Origin of the sequence: Streptomyces sp. W1SF4 (genome assembly GCF_003950035.1) — a bacterium.
GTDB lineage: Bacteria > Actinomycetota > Actinomycetes > Streptomycetales > Streptomycetaceae > Streptomyces > Streptomyces racemochromogenes.
In genome coordinates, this window is record NZ_CP034350.1 from 1,521,345 (window position 1) to 1,536,787 (window position 15,443).

17 protein-coding genes and 5 tRNA genes are annotated in these 15,443 nt (G+C 72.9%); 11 read left to right on the forward strand and 11 right to left on the reverse strand.

Going from position 1 to position 15,443, the window contains the following annotated elements; genetic code table 11:
- Window positions 1-210: 210 nt before the first annotated feature.
- Window positions 211-837, forward strand: coding sequence for a CGNR zinc finger domain-containing protein (locus tag D1J60_RS07180; protein WP_125597141.1), 627 nt, complete (start codon window positions 211-213; stop codon window positions 835-837).
- Here D1J60_RS07180 and D1J60_RS07185 read toward each other — a convergent pair.
- Window positions 778-993 carry a hypothetical protein gene (locus D1J60_RS07185; RefSeq protein ID WP_125820546.1) on the reverse strand — a complete coding sequence of 72 codons (216 nt, stop codon included), beginning with the start codon at window positions 991-993 and terminating at the stop codon, window positions 778-780. The two genes, D1J60_RS07180 and D1J60_RS07185, sit on opposite strands and share 60 nt — an antisense overlap.
- A 250-nt stretch (window positions 994-1,243) precedes the next feature.
- Between D1J60_RS07185 and D1J60_RS07190 the strand changes: the two genes are divergently transcribed.
- Window positions 1,244-1,921 (forward strand): intradiol ring-cleavage dioxygenase, encoded by a 678-nt coding sequence (locus D1J60_RS07190; protein ID WP_241253174.1) that lies wholly within the window; start codon window positions 1,244-1,246, stop codon window positions 1,919-1,921.
- 13 nt (window positions 1,922-1,934) lie between these two features.
- On the opposite strand, the gene D1J60_RS07195 is transcribed toward D1J60_RS07190, so the two are convergent.
- Complete coding sequence (locus D1J60_RS07195; RefSeq protein ID WP_125820548.1) at window positions 1,935-2,375, reverse strand: hypothetical protein; 441 nt, start codon at window positions 2,373-2,375, stop codon at window positions 1,935-1,937.
- 152 nt (window positions 2,376-2,527) lie between these two features.
- On the opposite strand from D1J60_RS07195, the gene D1J60_RS07200 reads away from it, so the two are divergent.
- Window positions 2,528-3,031: a DsbA family protein gene (locus D1J60_RS07200; protein ID WP_125820549.1), complete on the forward strand. Its 504-nt coding sequence runs from the start codon at window positions 2,528-2,530 to the stop codon at window positions 3,029-3,031.
- Here D1J60_RS07200 and D1J60_RS07205 read toward each other — a convergent pair.
- The 4 genes from D1J60_RS07205 to D1J60_RS07220 form a co-directional block, all read right to left on the reverse strand.
- Complete coding sequence (locus D1J60_RS07205; protein ID WP_125820550.1) at window positions 3,028-3,693, reverse strand: hypothetical protein; 666 nt, start codon at window positions 3,691-3,693, stop codon at window positions 3,028-3,030. The genes D1J60_RS07200 and D1J60_RS07205 overlap by 4 nt on opposite strands.
- An 11-nt stretch (window positions 3,694-3,704) precedes the next feature.
- The gene (locus D1J60_RS07210) at window positions 3,705-4,529 is read right to left on the reverse strand and encodes a GNAT family N-acetyltransferase (protein ID WP_125820551.1); all 825 of its coding nucleotides are present in this window, start codon (window positions 4,527-4,529) and stop codon (window positions 3,705-3,707) included.
- A 62-nt stretch (window positions 4,530-4,591) separates the two neighbouring features.
- On the reverse strand, window positions 4,592-5,413 hold the full coding sequence (locus D1J60_RS07215; RefSeq protein ID WP_125597164.1) for an aminodeoxychorismate lyase: 822 nt from the start codon (window positions 5,411-5,413) through the stop codon (window positions 4,592-4,594).
- Entirely contained in the window at window positions 5,410-6,495 is a 1,086-nt protein-coding gene (locus tag D1J60_RS07220) for a chorismate-binding protein (RefSeq protein ID WP_164720856.1), read from the reverse strand. Before D1J60_RS07220 ends, D1J60_RS07215 begins: the two co-directional genes overlap by 4 nt.
- Window positions 6,496-6,675: 180 nt before the next feature.
- Between D1J60_RS07220 and D1J60_RS07225 the strand changes: the two genes are divergently transcribed.
- From D1J60_RS07225 to D1J60_RS07245, 5 genes are all read left to right on the forward strand, one after another.
- Window positions 6,676-6,748: transfer RNA gene (locus tag D1J60_RS07225), tRNA-Gly, on the forward strand.
- A 40-nt stretch (window positions 6,749-6,788) separates the two neighbouring features.
- Window positions 6,789-6,862: transfer RNA gene (locus D1J60_RS07230), tRNA-Cys, on the forward strand.
- 1 nt (window position 6,863) lies between these two features.
- Window positions 6,864-6,935 (forward strand) — tRNA-Val (locus tag D1J60_RS07235).
- Between the two features lie 23 nt (window positions 6,936-6,958).
- Window positions 6,959-7,030: transfer RNA gene (locus tag D1J60_RS07240), tRNA-Val, on the forward strand.
- Window positions 7,031-7,078: 48 nt separating this feature from the next.
- Window positions 7,079-7,150: transfer RNA gene (locus D1J60_RS07245), tRNA-Val, on the forward strand.
- A gap of 251 nt (window positions 7,151-7,401) precedes the next feature.
- On the opposite strand, the gene D1J60_RS07250 is transcribed toward D1J60_RS07245, so the two are convergent.
- On the reverse strand, window positions 7,402-7,587 hold the full coding sequence (locus tag D1J60_RS07250) for a hypothetical protein (RefSeq protein WP_125597167.1): 186 nt from the start codon (window positions 7,585-7,587) through the stop codon (window positions 7,402-7,404).
- A gap of 551 nt (window positions 7,588-8,138) precedes the next feature.
- Here D1J60_RS07250 and D1J60_RS07255 point away from each other — a divergent pair.
- Entirely contained in the window at window positions 8,139-9,314 is a 1,176-nt protein-coding gene (locus tag D1J60_RS07255) for a serine/threonine-protein kinase (protein WP_125823906.1), read from the forward strand.
- A gap of 54 nt (window positions 9,315-9,368) precedes the next feature.
- Here D1J60_RS07255 and D1J60_RS07260 read toward each other — a convergent pair whose 3' ends face one another.
- From D1J60_RS07260 to D1J60_RS07270, 3 genes are all read right to left on the reverse strand, one after another.
- Window positions 9,369-10,184: an RNA methyltransferase gene (locus D1J60_RS07260; RefSeq protein WP_007263096.1), complete on the reverse strand. Its 816-nt coding sequence runs from the start codon at window positions 10,182-10,184 to the stop codon at window positions 9,369-9,371.
- A 42-nt stretch (window positions 10,185-10,226) separates the two neighbouring features.
- The gene (gene cobA / locus D1J60_RS07265; RefSeq protein WP_125820552.1) at window positions 10,227-11,450 is read right to left on the reverse strand and encodes a uroporphyrinogen-III C-methyltransferase; all 1,224 of its coding nucleotides are present in this window, start codon (window positions 11,448-11,450) and stop codon (window positions 10,227-10,229) included.
- Window positions 11,451-12,089: 639 nt separating this feature from the next.
- A complete protein-coding gene (locus tag D1J60_RS07270) occupies window positions 12,090-12,344 on the reverse strand; it encodes a hypothetical protein (RefSeq protein WP_125820553.1) in 255 nt (84 codons plus the stop codon).
- A gap of 303 nt (window positions 12,345-12,647) precedes the next feature.
- Here D1J60_RS07270 and D1J60_RS07275 point away from each other — a divergent pair, with 303 nt between their 5' ends.
- Window positions 12,648-13,910 (forward strand): helix-turn-helix transcriptional regulator, encoded by a 1,263-nt coding sequence (locus D1J60_RS07275; RefSeq protein ID WP_164720857.1) that lies wholly within the window; start codon window positions 12,648-12,650, stop codon window positions 13,908-13,910.
- Here the strand turns inward: D1J60_RS07275 and cutA are convergent.
- Window positions 13,907-14,224 carry a divalent-cation tolerance protein CutA gene (cutA, locus tag D1J60_RS07280; protein WP_125820555.1) on the reverse strand — a complete coding sequence of 106 codons (318 nt, stop codon included), beginning with the start codon at window positions 14,222-14,224 and terminating at the stop codon, window positions 13,907-13,909. The genes D1J60_RS07275 and cutA overlap by 4 nt on opposite strands.
- A 342-nt stretch (window positions 14,225-14,566) precedes the next feature.
- On the opposite strand from cutA, the gene D1J60_RS07285 reads away from it, so the two are divergent.
- Window positions 14,567-14,872 carry a hypothetical protein gene (locus D1J60_RS07285; protein WP_125820556.1) on the forward strand — a complete coding sequence of 102 codons (306 nt, stop codon included), beginning with the start codon at window positions 14,567-14,569 and terminating at the stop codon, window positions 14,870-14,872.
- The last annotated feature ends 571 nt before the right edge of the window (window positions 14,873-15,443 follow it).

Sequence of the window (15,443 nt, forward strand, 5' to 3'; positions counted from 1 at the left end):
CCAGGCCCCCGGCCCGCCACCGTCCGACTCGGGGCGACGGTGCGCGGCGGACAACCACATACGGCAGTGCCGGCGCTGTCTCCGCGGAAGCCACCCGCGGGGGCGGCGCCGGTGTGCTCGGGTACCTTTCCCGCGGTAAGCGCTATTGTCGGCCCCCAGCGGGCGGCAGCGGCCCGCCGCCGCAAGGCCCGGCCCCCAGGGAGCGACCCCGTGCAGATCCCCCACGACACCCGTCGCGCGCTCGACGTCGTCGTCGCGCTGGTGAACACCGCGGCCGAACCGGGGCAGCCGGACGCCCTCTCGGACCTCAAGGCGCTGCGCGGCTTCGTCGAGGAGCACGCGATCAGCGACGTCGGCGAGCTGAGCGCCCGCGACCTCGCCGGGGTGCGGACGGTCCGGGGCAAGTTCGCCCAGGTCTTCGCGGCACCGAACTCCCGTGCGGCCGCCGCACTGATCAACGAGCTGGTCGCCACGGCCGGCACCACCCCGCAGCTCACCGACCACGACGGCTACGACTGGCACGTGCACTACTTCGCGCCGGGTGCCTCGGTGGGCGACCACCTCGCGGCGGACGGCGGCATGGCGCTGGCCTTCATCGTGGTCTCCGGGGAGCAGGAGCGGCTGCGCCGCTGCGAGGCCCCCGACTGCCGGCGGGCCTTCGTGGACCTGTCCCGGAACCGCTCGCGCCGCTACTGCGACAGCCGGACCTGCGGAAACCGGCTGCACGTGGCCGCGTACCGGGCCCGCCGCAAGGAGGCGGACGTCCGGCCCGAGGGCTCAGAGCAGGTAGAGGTCGTGCAGGGCGGCGAGCAGCAGCAGGGTCCCGACCACCGCTAGGAAGATCATCAGGGGCGGCTGGGAGAGCGCGTAGAGGCACCCGCGCCCTTCGGCCGCGACGGGCGGGGAGGCCTCGGGGGCCAGAGCGGCGGCGGCCCGGGCGATGGGGGCCTCGGAGACGGGAGCCGTCGGCTCACCCTGCGATGTGTCGGGCATGTCGGGGCGATGATCGCGCAGGGCACCCCCGCCCCGCCCCCAACACGCCATGACCGGCGCGGCAGTTCGCCGTCTCTCCCCGGATCAGGTGGTTCGGCGCGGATTCCCGCCCGCACCGGCCGCGCTTGCGCTACGAGGACCCGGTCGGCCGTGTGTCGGTCGCGGGCCCGGCCGCCGGGGTGCGGGACGGTGGGCGCGGTGGGCGGCCGTCCGCGCCGGGCGGCCCGGGCGCACGCGCGAGAGGCTCCGCATGACCGACAAGGGCATTACCCCGACCAGCCGGCGGGCCCTCCTGCTGACCGCCGGATCCGCCGGGCTCGCCGCGCTGACGGCATCCTGCGCCCGCCCGGCCGCACCGGGCCGGGCCGCACCGGCGCCGTCGGGCGCCGCCCCGGGCTGCGTCCTGGCCGTGGCCTCCGGCGCCGGCCCGAACTACTCCGGCCGCGGCCGGACCCGCGCGGACGTCACCGAGGGCCGCGAGGGCGTGCCGCTGCGGCTGGAGCTGACGGTGGTGCGCGTGAAGGACGGCTGCCGGCCGCTGGCGGGCGCCGCCGTCGACATCTGGCAGGCCGACGCGTCGGGCGCGTACTCGGAGGGCAGGCAGACCTGGCTGCGCGGGGTCCAGGTCACCGACGCCGCCGGCCGCTGCGTCTTCGAGACGATCGTGCCGGGCTGGTACGCGGGGCTGGCGCCGCACATCCACTTCAAGGTCCGGCCCGACGAGCGCTCCGAGACGACCTCGCAGTTCTTCCTGCCCGACGCCTTCCTGAAGGAGGTCTACGGGCGGCAGCCGTACGCGCGCCGCAAGGCCCCCCGCGACCCGAACGGCAACGACGACCGCTACCGGGCCGCCGACGGGAAGATGACCCTGACCCCCGCCCCGGACGGCACCGGCTACCGCGCGGCGTTCACCGTGGGCCTCGCGTAGGCCGTCGCGCGGATCAGATCCCGTGCTTCTTGAGGATCGCCTCGATGTCGGAGAAGTCGTCCTCCGGGGCCGCCGCCGGGGCGGAACCCGCGTTCCGGCGGTCGCCCGTGCCCAGGGAGGGAACGGAGGCGTCCGGGGCGACGGCCTCCCGGCCCGGGTCCGCCCCGGCCACCTTCGGGGCCTTCCCGGCCCGGCCCGGGCCGCGGCGCTCCACGGCCCGGGTGGTCATGAACAGCACCCACGCCAGGCCCAGCAGGCCGAAGCCGATCCAGACGGTCGGCTCGAAGACCATCCCGGACACCCACTCCACCATGCCGGTCAGCACCAGGCCCACCGGCACCAGGGAGTACGCCGTGATCCGCGTCGCGGCGAGGAAGCGCTTGCGGTACGCGGTCACTGCGGCGATGCCCAGGCCCGCCGCGGACACCGCGCAGCAGATGGTCTCGGCGAGCATGCGGTCCTCCGGCGGTCGGCGACGGGCGGTCTGTCCCTTCCATCCTGCACCGGCCCCCACCGCGGCGGCCATGCCCACGGGCCCGCGCGCCCGGATCTCCGGGAGATCTCGGGGTCGGATCTCCTCCTCAGGGGGTCTGGGAGACTGTCCGCATGACCGATTCCGTGATCCTCGAAGTCTGGTGCGAACTCCAGTGCCCGGACTGCCACAGCGCCCTGGACGACGTGCGCGCCCTGCGGGCCCGCTACGGCGACCGGCTGGACGTCCGGCTGCGGCACTTCCCGCTGGAGAAGCACAAGCACGCCTTCGCCGCCGCGCAGGCGGCCGAGGAGGCCGCGGAACAGGGCCAGGCCTGGCCGTACGCGGAGGCCGTGCTCGCCCGCACCGCCGAGCTGGGCGAGCGCGGCGAGGCCGTGCTGCTCGACGTGGCGCGTGAACTGGGCCTGGACGTGGAGGAGTTCGACACCGCTCTGATCGACGGCCGGCACATCCTGATCGTCGACGCCGACCAGGCCGAGGGCAAGGCCATCGGCGTGAGCGGCACCCCGACGTACGTCATCGGCGGCGAGCGCCTGGACGGCGGCAAGAGCCAGGAGGGCCTGCGCGCCCGCATCGAGGAGATCGCGGACCGGCTGCTCGCGGGCGAGAGCGCCTAGGAGGCACCCGGGGTCACGGCGGGCGGGCGCGCTTCCGCCGTGGCCGGGTACGGCCGGCCCGCGAGCCAGGCCGCGATCCGCCGCCGGAACTCGGGGTTGCCGTACGGGTTGTCCCAGCCCGCGATCCACTCCAGGTGGCCCAGGACCTCCGCCGAGCGGTGCGGGTGGGCCACCGCGACCACGTCGACGCCCCTCTCCCCCGTCGAGCAGATGACGTACACGCTGCCGTCGAGCGCCATCATGCCGAAGCCCGGGTGGCCCGCGCGCACGCCGAGGAACGCCGACCCCGCACCCCGGCCCATGACGTCCCAGCGCTCCAGGAGCCGTACCCGCGTCCAGAGCGCGGGCGGCATCACCCGGGGGCCCTCGTGCATGTTCCGCAGGGCGGCCGCGTGCGTCCGGGTGCCCTGCGGGAGCATGACGAGGAACTCCCGGCGGTGGTCGAAGAGGCCCGTGGAGACGGCGAGCCCGTACCAGTCCTCGTTGAGCCGCTCCACCAGCCGCGGGGTGTCGTACGGGTGGGAGAAGTACCCGGCGACGTCCTCGGCCCCGTACGAGCCGACGAACGGCACCACACCGTCCGGCACGGCGTCCGGGATCACTTCCAGGCCGGCCCGCCGCAGCGGCCGGTACACCTTGCGCTCGCGCTCCTCGGCACCCATCGGGCACCAGGCTAGATGAGGTCCTTGCCGTAGTTGAGGCCGGTCGGCCGGTAGCCGAGGGACTCGTACAGGCGCAGGGCCGGGGTGTTGGCGGTGAACACGTGCAGCGCCAGCACCCGGTGGCCGGCGGCGATGGCCGTGCGTTCCGCGAGCAGCATCAGGTCGCGGCCGTACCCGTGCCCGCGGTGCTCCTCGGCGACGGCGACGTCGTAGACGTACGAGCCCTCCCCGGCCGCCGCCACCCACAGGTGGCCGACGGGGGTGCCCGCCGCCTCCAGGACGGCGAAGGTGACGCCGGGGGTGGCGAGCCCCCGCGGGAGCTGCGTGTCGTGGTCGGCCCGCGCCTTGGCGCGGGCGGCCTCCTCCGGCATCCCCCGGGCGACCCAGCTCGCCGCGTAGTCGGTGCGGGCCCGTGCGTCCCAGGCCGCGTACTCGTCCGCGGTCATGGGCCGGCCCAGGACCCCCTCGGAGAGCGCGGGAGGCACGGCGGGGAGCTCCTTGGCCATGGTGCGGCCGGTCTCGGTGTACCCGAGGGCGGCGGCGAGCCGGAGCCCGCCCGGGGAGCCGGCCGGGACGCAGATGCTCACCCGGCGGCAGCCCCAGCCGCGCAGTACCTCCTCGGCGGCGAGGGCCGCGACGGTGGCCCGGCCGCGACGGCGGTCCGGCTCGTCGATGGCCAGGTCCCGGATCTCCCCCACCGTCGGCCCGAAGGGCGTGTCGGCGGCGATCAGCAGCGCCCCGACGCGCCTGCTGTTGACGCGGACCTCGTACGGACGCGAGCGCGCGCCGGAGTCGCTCTGCTGAAGCGGCCCGCTCGGCCGCAGGGTGGTGGTCATCGTCGAGTTCTACCCGCCCGGCGCCGCCGTGACCACGGGGCGTGGGGCGCCCCGGGGGAGGCTCAGGGGTCGATGTCGGAGGCGGCGCGCTCGTCGAAGACGCGCATGGCCTTGGCCGTGACGGGGCCGGGGGTGCCGGTCAGGAGGCGCCCGTCGACGCGGTGGACGGCCTGTACGTCGCGCAGGGTGGAGGTCAGGAAGACCTCCTCGGCGCGTTCCAGGACGTCGAAGGGGAGGTCGGTCTCCTTCGCCCCGGTCCATGCGACGGCCAGTGCGCGGGTGATGCCCGCGAGGCAGCCCGAGGCGACAGGCGGGGTGTGGATCTCGCCGTCGAGGACGACGAAGACGTTGGAGCCGGTGCCCTCGCAGAGCTGTCCGACGGTGTTGGCGAAGAGGGCCTCGGAGGCTCCCGCCCGGGCGGCCCGGTCGAGGGCGACGACGTTCTCTGCGTACGAGGTGGTCTTCAGGCCGGTCAGCGCGGAGCGCTCGTTGCGGACCCAGGGGACGGTGATCACGGCGGTGGTGTCGGGCCGGCGGGTGGTCTCGCCGACGGCGACGACCAGGGTGGGTCCGGCGTCGCCGCGGTCGGAGCCCAGCGGGGAGAGCCCGCCGGTGTAGGTGATCCGGAGCCGGCCGAGCGGGACGGGGTTGGCCTCCAGTACGGCGGCACAGGCGCGGCGGACCTCGTCGAGGTCGGGGTCCGGCAGGCCCAGGCCGCGCGCGGAGCGGGTCAGCCGCTCCAGGTGGCGGGTGAGGGCGAAGAGGGTGCCGTCCTGGGCCTTGACCGTTTCGAAGACGCCGTCGCCCACGGTCAGCCCGTGGTCCAGTACGGACACCTTCGCGTCATCGGCGTCGCGCAGCGTGCCGTCGAGCCAGATCCTCACCGTACGGTTCCTCCACTCAGGTCGTGCGTCGTCTCGTGTACGCCGGGCAGGGGCTCGCCGGAGGCCAGTGCGACCAGCCGGGCGGCCTTCAGCTCGGTCTCGGCCCATTCCCGTTCGGGGTCGGAGCCCCAGGTGATCCCGGCGCCCGTGCCGAAGCTCAGGCGGGGGCCGCCGGGTGCCTCGCGGTCGATCCAGAAGGTGCGGATGCCCACGGCGAGCGCGGCGGTGCCGCGGTCGGCGTCGACCCAGCCGATGCCCCCACAGTAGGGGCCGCGGGGGGCGGTCTCCAGCTCTTCGATGATCCGCAGGGCGGAGGACTTGGGGGCGCCGGTGACCGAGCCGGGCGGGAAGGTGGCGGCGAGCAGCTCGGGCCAGCCGCTGCCCTCGGCGAGTTCGCCGCTGACGGTGGAGACGAGGTGGACGAGGCCGGGGTGCTCCTCCAGGGCGCACAGTTCGGGGACGGTGACGGAGCCGGTGGAGCAGACGCGTCCGAGGTCGTTGCGGACGAGGTCCACGATCATCACGTTCTCGGCGTGGTCCTTGGGCAGCAGGTCGGCGGCGGTGCGCCCGGTCCCCTTGATGGGTCCGGACTCGACCTGGCGGCCGTGGCGGCTGAGGTAGAGCTCGGGGGAGGCGGTGGCGATCTCGACGCCGTGGGCCCTGAGCCGAATCGTTCCTGCGTAGGGGGCGGGGTTGCCGCGCGCGAGGAGCGAGGTCAGGGCGTCCACGTCGGCGGAGGCCGGGTCCGGCAGGGGCGCGGACATCACGCGGCAGAGATTGGCCTGGTAGACCTCCCCGGCCGCGATGTACTCGCGGATCCGCCGGACGCCGGCCACGTACGCGGAGCGGTCCAGCGAGGAGGACCAGCGTTCGGCGGCCGGGCCGCGCCAGGCCCCCGGCACGGGCGCGGGCACGGGGTCGGGGCGTATGTCTCCGAAGCGCGCGCAGACCAGCCGGCCTTCGAAGTCTGCGGTCACCGCCCAGAACCCGGTGGAGTCGAGGGCCGAGGGGTCGCTGGTGACGTCTCGGAGGTCGGTCGCGAGAAGGCCGCCGAAGCGGGCCAGGGGAGGCAGGTCGTGCACGGCTGCGAGTCTATGACCGGTGGCGGGATGGCGCCGGTGAGGTGACCGACGGGTGACCTTTGGTGATCGGGTGGCAGCACGCTGCGGAAACGCGTTTTTGAGCTGGCCCGGGAATCCGCTAGAGTTCAACACGTCGCCAGGGAGCGCCGGGGAAAAACCCGGAGCGAACACGGTGACACTGCGGACGTAGCTCAGTTGGTAGAGCACCACCTTGCCAAGGTGGATGTCGCGAGTTCGAGTCTCGTCGTCCGCTCTGAGTGGGGGATCTTCCCGAGAACCCCTGCACACTCCGAGGTGGAGTGGCCGAGAGGCGAGGCAACGGCCTGCAAAGCCGTCTACACGGGTTCAAATCCCGTCTCCACCTCCATGGACGATTAGCTCAGCGGGAGAGCGCTTCCCTGACACGGAAGAGGTCACTGGTTCAATCCCAGTATCGTCCACTTGGTTCCTCACGGATCCACCCGCGCGATTAGCTCAGCGGGAGAGCGCTTCCCTGACACGGAAGAGGTCACTGGTTCAATCCCAGTATCGCGCACGCAACACCGCCCGACCTGCGGCTTCGCATCACGCGAAGAAGGTCCCCGCGCGATTAGCTCAGCGGGAGAGCGCTTCCCTGACACGGAAGAGGTCACTGGTTCAATCCCAGTATCGCGCACCGCACCGGAAGCCCCGGCCGTCATGACGGCCGGGGCTTCCGCGTTGCCGGACAGGCGGACAGGCGGACAGCCGGGCACGTGGACGTCCGGGCACGGGTGCGTCCGGGCACGCGAAAAAGGGTGCTGCCCGTCCGACTCCCCAGTCGTACGGGCAGCACCCTTCACCTGCCGTCCGCCGCTCCCCCGTCCCCACGGGGTGCGACAGGCCGATGTCCCGGCCCGGACCGCTCTTCCGGGCCCGGGGCGCCGCTCAGCGCCCCAGCATCACGCCCACGGACGACGCCTGCGCCGCCACCTGCTCGAAGCCCCCGAAGAGGAAGAGCAGGAGGGCGGCCAGGGGGAGGACCATGGCCGCGGCCACCAGCGGGTGCCGCGTGCCGGACTCATGGCCGTTGAACGCGAATGCCTTGCGTCCCTGCCGTGCGATGTCCGCCATGGTCCTCTCCCTGTCGTCTGGCAGCGGCGGGCCCGTGACCTCGGGGGACGAGTGCGCCACCCGCCGCTTGTCTTCAACACTAGGCGGCCGGAAGGCTCCTGGCCTCATGCCCTCGTACCCCTTGGCGGGCCTCCAGGAGGATGACGGGGCCGGCCCCCGCGTACTCCCCTGGGTGGAGATCCCTCCCCCGTGATGGGGGTCTTCCCGGAGGGGGCTATCGGAGCGTAGTGACTTCGCTCACTTCCGTCACTCCCCGCACACGCATGTCTTCGTACGGGGCGTTGACGACCCCGCCCGCCGCGGCGGCCCGGTCCCCCTCGGATCCGGCCCGCCGCGGAGCCGGTGTGGGCGCCAATCCCCTTGGCCCGAGGGCCGTTTGGACCGGAGTGCCGGTGGCGGGCCGCAGTGGGGTGCGGGAGCCGACGCACCCTCAAGTGGCCTGCCCCGCACTGAGAATCGAATCCCTCCGGGAGGGCGCGGCCTCTGAGCGCCCGTGCCGGATGGTCCGTAAGCTGTGCCAGATCAGCAGGACGACCGTCAGCGGGGTGGACATGGCGATGATGCGGCTCCGGCGCGAGGACCCGCGTGTCGTCGGCTCGTTCAGACTGCACCGGCGGCTCGGTGCCGGCGGCATGGGCGTGGTCTACCTGGGGTCGGACCGGCGCGGCCAGCGCGTGGCCCTCAAGGTGATCCGGCCCGACCTGGCCGAGGACCAGGAGTTCCGCTCCCGGTTCGCCCGCGAGGTGTCCGCGGCCCGGCGGATCCGCGGCGGCTGCACGGCCCGGCTGGTCGCCGCCGACCTGGACGCGGAACGCCCCTGGTTCGCCACCCAGTACGTGCCCGGCCCCTCGCTGCACGACAAGGTCGCCGAGGAAGGGCCCCTGACGGCCGCGCAGATCGCCGCGATCGGTGCCGCGCTCTCCGAGGGCCTGGTCGCCGTGCACGAGGCGGGGGTGGTCCACCGGGACCTGAAGCCCTCGAACATCCTGCTCTCCCCCAAGGGCCCCCGCATCATCGACTTCGGCATCGCCTGGGCGACCGGGGCCAGCACCCTGACCCACGTGGGCACCGCGGTCGGCTCCCCCGGCTTCCTCGCGCCCGAGCAGGTGCGCGGCGCCGCCGTCACCCCGGCCACGGACGTGTTCGCGCTGGGTGCCACGCTCGCCTACGCGGCCACCGCCGACTCGCCCTTCGGACACGGCAGTTCCGAGGTGATGCTGTACCGCGTGGTGCACGAGGAACCGCACCTGGCCGGCGTCCCGGACGCGCTCGCGCCGCTGGTACGGGCCTGCCTGGCCAAGGACCCCGAGGAGCGGCCCACCACGCTCCAGCTGTCGATGCGGCTCAAGGAGATCGCCGCCCGCGAGGCGCAGGGGCTGGGCGACGGACGCCCGCCGGCGCAGCGGGCCCGCGTGGAGCGGCCCGCGGCACGGCCCGACGGGCGGGGCCCGGGCCACGCGGACCGCGGCACGGAGCGGCGTACCGGGGGCCCGACCCCCGTCGCCAGGCCGCAGGGCCCCCACAGCGGGCCCCAGTCGCGGCCCTCCTCGCCCCGCAACCCCGGATCCACCGCCGGGCGCACCGGCGGCCGCACGGGCCCGCGTACGACCGGCACGGGGCGCCGCCCCTCGCGGCCGGACCCGAAGCTGCTACGGCAGCGGCTGATCGTGTTCGTCGTGGTGACCCTGATCGTGGCCCTGGGCATCGCCCTCGCGCAGAAACTCTGAAGGGGTGCCCCGCCGGCCGGCGGGGCACCCCTTCGTGCGGGACTACGGCCGCGGCTACGCGCGGCCGCTGCCCGCCACCGCGTAGAAGGCGACGGCCGCGGCCGCGCCCACGTTCAGCGAGTCCACGCCGTGCGCCATCGGGATGCGCACCCACTCGTCGGCGGCGACCAGCGCCTGCGTCGAGAGCCCATCGCCCTCCGCGCCCAGCATCAGCGCGACCCGGTCCAGGGTCTGCGGGGCCGCCACGTCGATCGGCGAGGCCTTCTCGTGCGGGGTGAGGGCGAGGAGCTTGAAGCCCGCCTCCCGCACCGTGTCCAGGCTCTTGGGCCATGCCTCCAGGCGGGCGTACGGGACGGAGAACACCGCGCCCATCGACACCTTGACCGAGCGCCGGTACAGCGGGTCCGCGCAGTCCGGCGACAGCAGCACGGCGTCCATGCCGAGGGCGGCGGCGCTGCGGAAGATGGCCCCGATGTTGGTGTGGTCGTTGACCGCCTCCATGACGGCCACCCGGCGCGCCGACGCCAGCAGCTCCTGCGCCGTGGGCAGCGGCTTGCGCTGCATCGAGGCGAGCGCGCCGCGGTGCACGTGGTAGCCGGTGACCCGCTCGGCGAGGTCGGGGCTGACGGCGTAGACGGGGGCGGGGAGCTCGTCGATGACGTCGCGCATGACGTCGACCCACTTGGCCGAGAGCAGCATCGACCGCATCTCGTACCCGGCGTCCTTGGCCCGCCGGATGACCTTCTCGCCCTCGGCGATGAACAGGCCCTCGGCGGGCTCGCGGCGGCGCCGGAGTTCGACGTCGGTCAGGCCCGTGTAGTCGCGCAGGCGCGGGTCGTCGGGGTCTTCGATGGTGATGAGATCAGCCACAGGGTGATACTGCCTTGTCCTGGGTGCGGTGCCAACGGCCTGTCAGGCGTCGGTGAGGGGGGCGTTGACGCGTACGACGTCACCGATGACGATGACGGCCGGCGGGCGGACCTCCTGCGCCTTGACGGTCTCGCCGACCGTGGCGAGGGTGGCGTCCACCCGGCGCTGGGCGGCGGTGGTGCCCTCCTGGACGACCGCGACGGGCGTGTCGGCGGAGCGGCCGTGGCGGACCAGGGCCTCCGCGATCAGGCCGATCTTGTCGACGCCCATGAGGATGACGATCGTGCCGGTGAGCTTGGCGAGGGCCGCCCAGTCGACCAGGGAGCGCGGGTCGTCCGGTCCGACGTGCCCGCTGACCACGGTGAACTCGTGCGCGACCCCGCGGTGGGTGACGGGGATCCCGGCGGCGCTCGGCACCGAGATGGAGCTGGAGATGCCGGGCACGACGGTGCACGCGATCCCCTCGGCGGCGAGCGCCTGGAGCTCCTCCATGCCGCGGCCGAAGACGTACGGGTCGCCGCCCTTGAGCCGGACCACGGCCTTGCCGGCCTTGGCGTGCTCGATCAGGGCGTTGTTGATGGCCTCCTGGGCCATGAAACGGCCGTACGGGATCTTCGCGGCGTCGATGACCTCGACGTGCGGCGGGAGCTCGTCCAGCAGGTCGCGGGGGCCGAGCCGGTCGGCGATGACCACGTCGGCCTCGGCGAGCAGGCGCCGGCCGCGCACGGTGATCAGGTCCGGGTCGCCGGGCCCGCCGCCGACGAGGGCGACACCGGGGACGCGGGGCCGGGCGGCGCTCAGGGAACCGTCGCGCAGCCCCTCGACGACCGCGTCGCGCACGGCGGCGGAGCGGCGCGGGTCGTTGCCGCTGAGCACGGCGACGGTGACGCCCTCCACCCGGCCGGTGGCCGGGGTCCAGGCGGTGGCGGCATCGGCGTCGTCGGCGCGCACGCACCAGACGCGGCGGGCCTCGGCCTCGGCGGAGGCGGCGTCGTTGGCGGCCCGGTCCCGGGTCGCGATCAGCGCGTACCAGGCACCTTCGAGGTCACCGTCCTGGTAGCGGCGCCGCTCCCAGCGGATCTCGCCGGTCGCCGCCATCACGTCCACGGAGGGGGTCGCGGAGGGGGAGACCAGCAGCACGTCGGCCCCTGCCGCGACGAGCGCGGGAAGCCGGCGCTGGGCGACCTGCCCGCCGCCGATGACGACGACGCGGCGCCCTGCCAGACGGAGTCCTACGGGGTAGGCGGGGTGTGCCGGGTTTGCCATGGCGGTTGCGGCTCCTGATGCGGCGGGGTGTGGACGGCGGCTGCCGCTGCTGCGCTGGAGCGGCTGGTCGGGCACACGGTGCGGGGCACCCGCCCGGGACCACGATACGACCCATCGCCGCCGGGGGAACCTGCGGGGCCGAAGTTCGCGGAGGAGGTTTCGCCTGGTCGGGGTGGTGATGGCGGGATCCCGGCGGCCCGGATCGGAGCGGGCGGGGGCTTTCCCGTCAGTCCCATCGTCCTTCCGGTCCGGGCCGGTCCCTCAAGGGCGCTCCTTCGTCGCGTCGCTACGCGATGGCCTTCGGCCACCCTTGACCGACCGGCCCGAACCGGAAAGCCGAAAGACTGCCGGGAAACCCCCAAGAAACGGCACGGACGATCCTTGGAGGAGCGGGTCCCTCAGCGATGAGGCGAGGGGCCGGGCGCCGGCCCGCCCGACATCCGGCCCCCACATCTGCGATTCCGGGCCAGGGGCGCGACAACCCGCACGAGAAGACGACCAGAGCAGCCCAGGAAGCCGACAGGCGCGACAGATCGCTACACGCTCCCCATTTCTCAGCGTCCGACGACCGTCCGGGGCCGATACCCGCACGAGAGGCCGACGAGGCCGTCCTCCGGCTCCGAGGGACGCACCGGATCGCTACGCGCGTCCCTCATCCCGGCGCCTGCGGGCCGTCTGGGGCTGGTCTTGGGCGGGCTGGACGTTGTCCACGGCGGTCGTGAGCTCTCGGCCGGAAGCGCCCCGGATGTACGCCAGCTCCATCCAGCGCTCGATGCCGGTGTCGGAGACGTTCTCGTTGACCACGGCCATCAGCACGCCCTCGGTCCCAGAGGCGATGTCGCGCACCCGGCGGCGGAGCAAGCGGTGCGGAACGTACTCGTACTGCTCACTCATGGGCCGGCTCCTCGAAGGAGTCGAGGAAGCGCTCCCAGCCCCGCAGTGCCCGGTCGAGCAAGTCCTGGCTGGGCACGGACACCGTCTGCGCCCCGCAGACGGGGGTTTCGGGATCGAGCGGATCACTGGCGCTACCGGAAAGGGTCCTGCTAGGACCATTGCGTTTCTGTGGGGGCACTGCATCTCTCCACGGTCTCGGTCAGGCAGCTGTGACCAGTGAACTGCCCCAGGCGTTTGGACGGATGGGCCAGGAGGCATGGCCATTCCAGAGACATGGCCACGTTTCATGGCCGGGGGACGACGATGACGAACAAGGCCGAAAGGCACGACGGCGTGGAGCCCATCGGGCAACTGCTTCGCCGCCTGCGTATGGCGAGCGGACGAACCCAGGAAGGTCTTGCGGCAGACCTCTCGAAGCGGCGGGGATATCCGCTGGAGCAGGCCACAGTGTCGAGATGGGAGAACCAGGAGCGTCTTCCGGACCCTGCGTCGCGGGCGCTGTTGGCTGCAGAGTTCGGCGTGCCTGAAGAGGAACTGTGCCGCGCCGTCGCCTTCGCCCGACGGCTTCGCCGGCTGGAGCAGCAGACCGATCAGGAGAACGATGTGAATCGCCGAGGATTCATGGCAGGCGCTGGGGTCGCCGTCATACAACCGTCGTCATTGCTGGCATCGGGGCGAAGGATCGGCGCCGACGTGGCGGACCAGCTGGGTCAGAAAACGGCCCGGCTCAGGCGACTGGACGACTTCGTGGGCGGTGGTGACACCTACCGTATGTACGTCCGTGAGCTGGCGGGCACGACCCGGCTGACGGATGAAGGCGTCTACTCCGAGGGCACGGGGCGTGCCCTGCGGGGAATCGTCGCCGAACAGGCCCAGCTCGCAGGCTGGGCAGCGTACGACGCCGGCCACTACCCGGAGGCTCGTAGCCACTACATGACCGCTTTGGCCGCGTCCCGAGCAGCGGAGGACTCGGCACTGGAAGGCAACTCGCTGGCGTTTCTCGCATACCTGGAATGGACTGTCGGCGGGAGCGCCGGGGTCAAGTTCGCAACGGCCGCGTACGAGGCACTCGGCACGGACGCCGCACCGGCGGTGCGGGCGCTACTGGCGGACAGGCTGGCATGGCAGCACGCGACTTCCGGCGGCGCCCGCGAAGCGGACTACTTCCTGAAGGCCGCGGAGGAAGCCGTCCACCGCGAGAGTGATGTAACGACGCCCGACTGGGCCTACTGGGTTGACCGCGACGAGATCGCGATCATGACGGGGCGGTGCTGGGCGGAACTGCACCGCCCATTGCGCGCCATCCCGGCACTGGAGGACGCCCTCAGCAGGTACGACGACACCCGGGCACGAGACAAAGCGTTGTACCTCTCCTGGCTCGCGTCGGCCTACCTCGACGCCGGCGAGGTCGAGCACGCAACCTCGATCACAAGTCGAGTACTCGACCTCTCCGAGGGACTCTCGTCGGTCAGACCGGCGGCGCGGGCACGAGCCATGGTCAAGCGGCTGGAGCCCCACCGCGCTCTCGCCCCGGTCGGCGCGCTGCTGGAGCGTGTGCATTCCTAGCGTGTGGCCCTGGTGATCCAGTCCAGGTACTCGGAGCGACCCGCATCGATGCCGAACGCGATGACCTCGGGCGAGTCGTACGGATGGTTGTCCACGAGGTGGCCCTCCAGGTCCTCCCGCCGATCTTCTGCCGTCCGGAAGGCCACCTGGTACTCGGTCCCCTCGGACACCTCGCCGAGATGCCGATACGTGGTCTCGATCGGTCCGGTCACCTGCCCGGAGGCCGCCAACCCCGCCTCCACCGCCGACCGTGACAGCTTCCGCGCAGCGTCGTGAGTGTCCACGGTCGTGATCACAATCAAGAAGTCAGCCATGCCGACAACGTATCTCCCGCACAAACCCATCGGGCCGGGTTACGAGTACGCGGCCTCGATGACCGGCTATCGGGCCGGCCAGTTCGGTGAGGCTGTCGCCCCACAAGGTCGGCAGCTCCACGGCATCAGGCGTCTCCCGCTTGGATGGTGGCCCACGGCCCCCGCCGGAGGAGGGCACTCTGCATACCCGCCGCCGAAGCAGGCCGCAGGTCAGATCTGGCAGACACAGGTCATCGGCCGAATCACCGAATTCCTGTCCGCTGAGACGCTGCCAACGCCTGCCAGCAGTGGGCGGATACAGTGCGCTGGGGCATCGCGGGATGCCGGTCATGGGGGGACGGCATGGGACGCAGCAAGCTGCCCGTGGAGAACGTCGGCAAGAGCGACTTCTGTCTCTTCGTCGAGCCGTACGGCGAGGACTACTACCTGAAGCCGGGCGAGGTCTTCACGGTTGCGCCGGCAGACGAGGGGATCGACGTCTGGTTCACCACCCTCGTCTGGGAGGGCGGCATCACCGTCTGGCTCTACGAGGACGGCGACCCGACCAGGATCGTCTTCGAATGCACGGTCACCGACGCCAACGGAACGGTGCTGGAGTGCGGTCACCAGAGGCCGCCCGCGCCGACCGGCTCCGACCGGGCTTCGTAGGGACCCCAGACGGGCCGCAGGCGCCGAGACGCGAGGAGCGCGTAGCGATCTGTCGCGCCTGACGGAGCCCTTCGCTGTCCTGATCGCCGTCTCATGACAGCAGCGGCCCCGGACGGTCGACGGCCGCCAAGCAAGGAGGAGCACGTAGCGATCTGCTGCGCCGTGGGGGCTCCGCCGGTGGACTTGGTCAACCTCTCGTGCGGGTAGTCGCGCCCCTGGCCCGGAATCGCGGATGTGAGGCCCCGGATGCCCGGCGGGGCCGGCGCCCGGCCGCTCGTCTCAGCACTGAGATGCCCGCTCCTCCAAGGATCGTCCGTCCCGTTTCTTTGGGGGCTTCCCGTCAGTCTTTCGGCATTCCGGGGCGGGTCGGTCTGTCAAGGGTGGCCGAAGGCCATCGCGAAGCGACGCGACGAAGGAGCGCCCTTGACAGGCCGGCCCGAACCGGAAGGACGATGGGACTGACGGGAAACCCCCAAACCGGCTCTGATCCCGCCCGAGGGGATACCGCTCCCCGGCCACCGGCCCGCAGACGGGGAGGCGGGTGGGCAGCCGCCGACCGGCCCCCACCCCC

What these genes read in the sequence shown, in the direction of transcription:
- D1J60_RS07250 (WP_125597167.1), bottom strand. Translation starts at nt 7,587, where the DNA reads ATGGCGGACATCGCACGGCAGGGACGCAAGGCATTCGCGTTCAACGGC.
- D1J60_RS07210 (WP_125820551.1), bottom strand. Translation starts at nt 4,529, where the DNA reads ATGACCACCACCCTGCGGCCGAGCGGGCCGCTTCAGCAGAGCGACTCC.
- cobA (WP_125820552.1), bottom strand. Translation starts at nt 11,450, where the DNA reads ATGGCAAACCCGGCACACCCCGCCTACCCCGTAGGACTCCGTCTGGCA.
- D1J60_RS07195 (WP_125820548.1), bottom strand. Translation starts at nt 2,375, where the DNA reads ATGCTCGCCGAGACCATCTGCTGCGCGGTGTCCGCGGCGGGCCTGGGC.
- D1J60_RS07270 (WP_125820553.1), bottom strand. Translation starts at nt 12,344, where the DNA reads ATGAGTGAGCAGTACGAGTACGTTCCGCACCGCTTGCTCCGCCGCCGG.
- cutA (WP_125820555.1), bottom strand. Translation starts at nt 14,224, where the DNA reads ATGGCTGACTTCTTGATTGTGATCACGACCGTGGACACTCACGACGCT.
- D1J60_RS07275 (WP_164720857.1), top strand. Translation starts at nt 12,648, where the DNA reads ATGACGAACAAGGCCGAAAGGCACGACGGCGTGGAGCCCATCGGGCAA.
- D1J60_RS07190 (WP_241253174.1), top strand. Translation starts at nt 1,244, where the DNA reads ATGACCGACAAGGGCATTACCCCGACCAGCCGGCGGGCCCTCCTGCTG.
- D1J60_RS07185 (WP_125820546.1), bottom strand. Translation starts at nt 993, where the DNA reads ATGCCCGACACATCGCAGGGTGAGCCGACGGCTCCCGTCTCCGAGGCC.
- D1J60_RS07285 (WP_125820556.1), top strand. Translation starts at nt 14,567, where the DNA reads ATGGGACGCAGCAAGCTGCCCGTGGAGAACGTCGGCAAGAGCGACTTC.
- D1J60_RS07205 (WP_125820550.1), bottom strand. Translation starts at nt 3,693, where the DNA reads ATGGGTGCCGAGGAGCGCGAGCGCAAGGTGTACCGGCCGCTGCGGCGG.
- D1J60_RS07255 (WP_125823906.1), top strand. Translation starts at nt 8,139, where the DNA reads ATGGCGATGATGCGGCTCCGGCGCGAGGACCCGCGTGTCGTCGGCTCG.
- D1J60_RS07200 (WP_125820549.1), top strand. Translation starts at nt 2,528, where the DNA reads ATGACCGATTCCGTGATCCTCGAAGTCTGGTGCGAACTCCAGTGCCCG.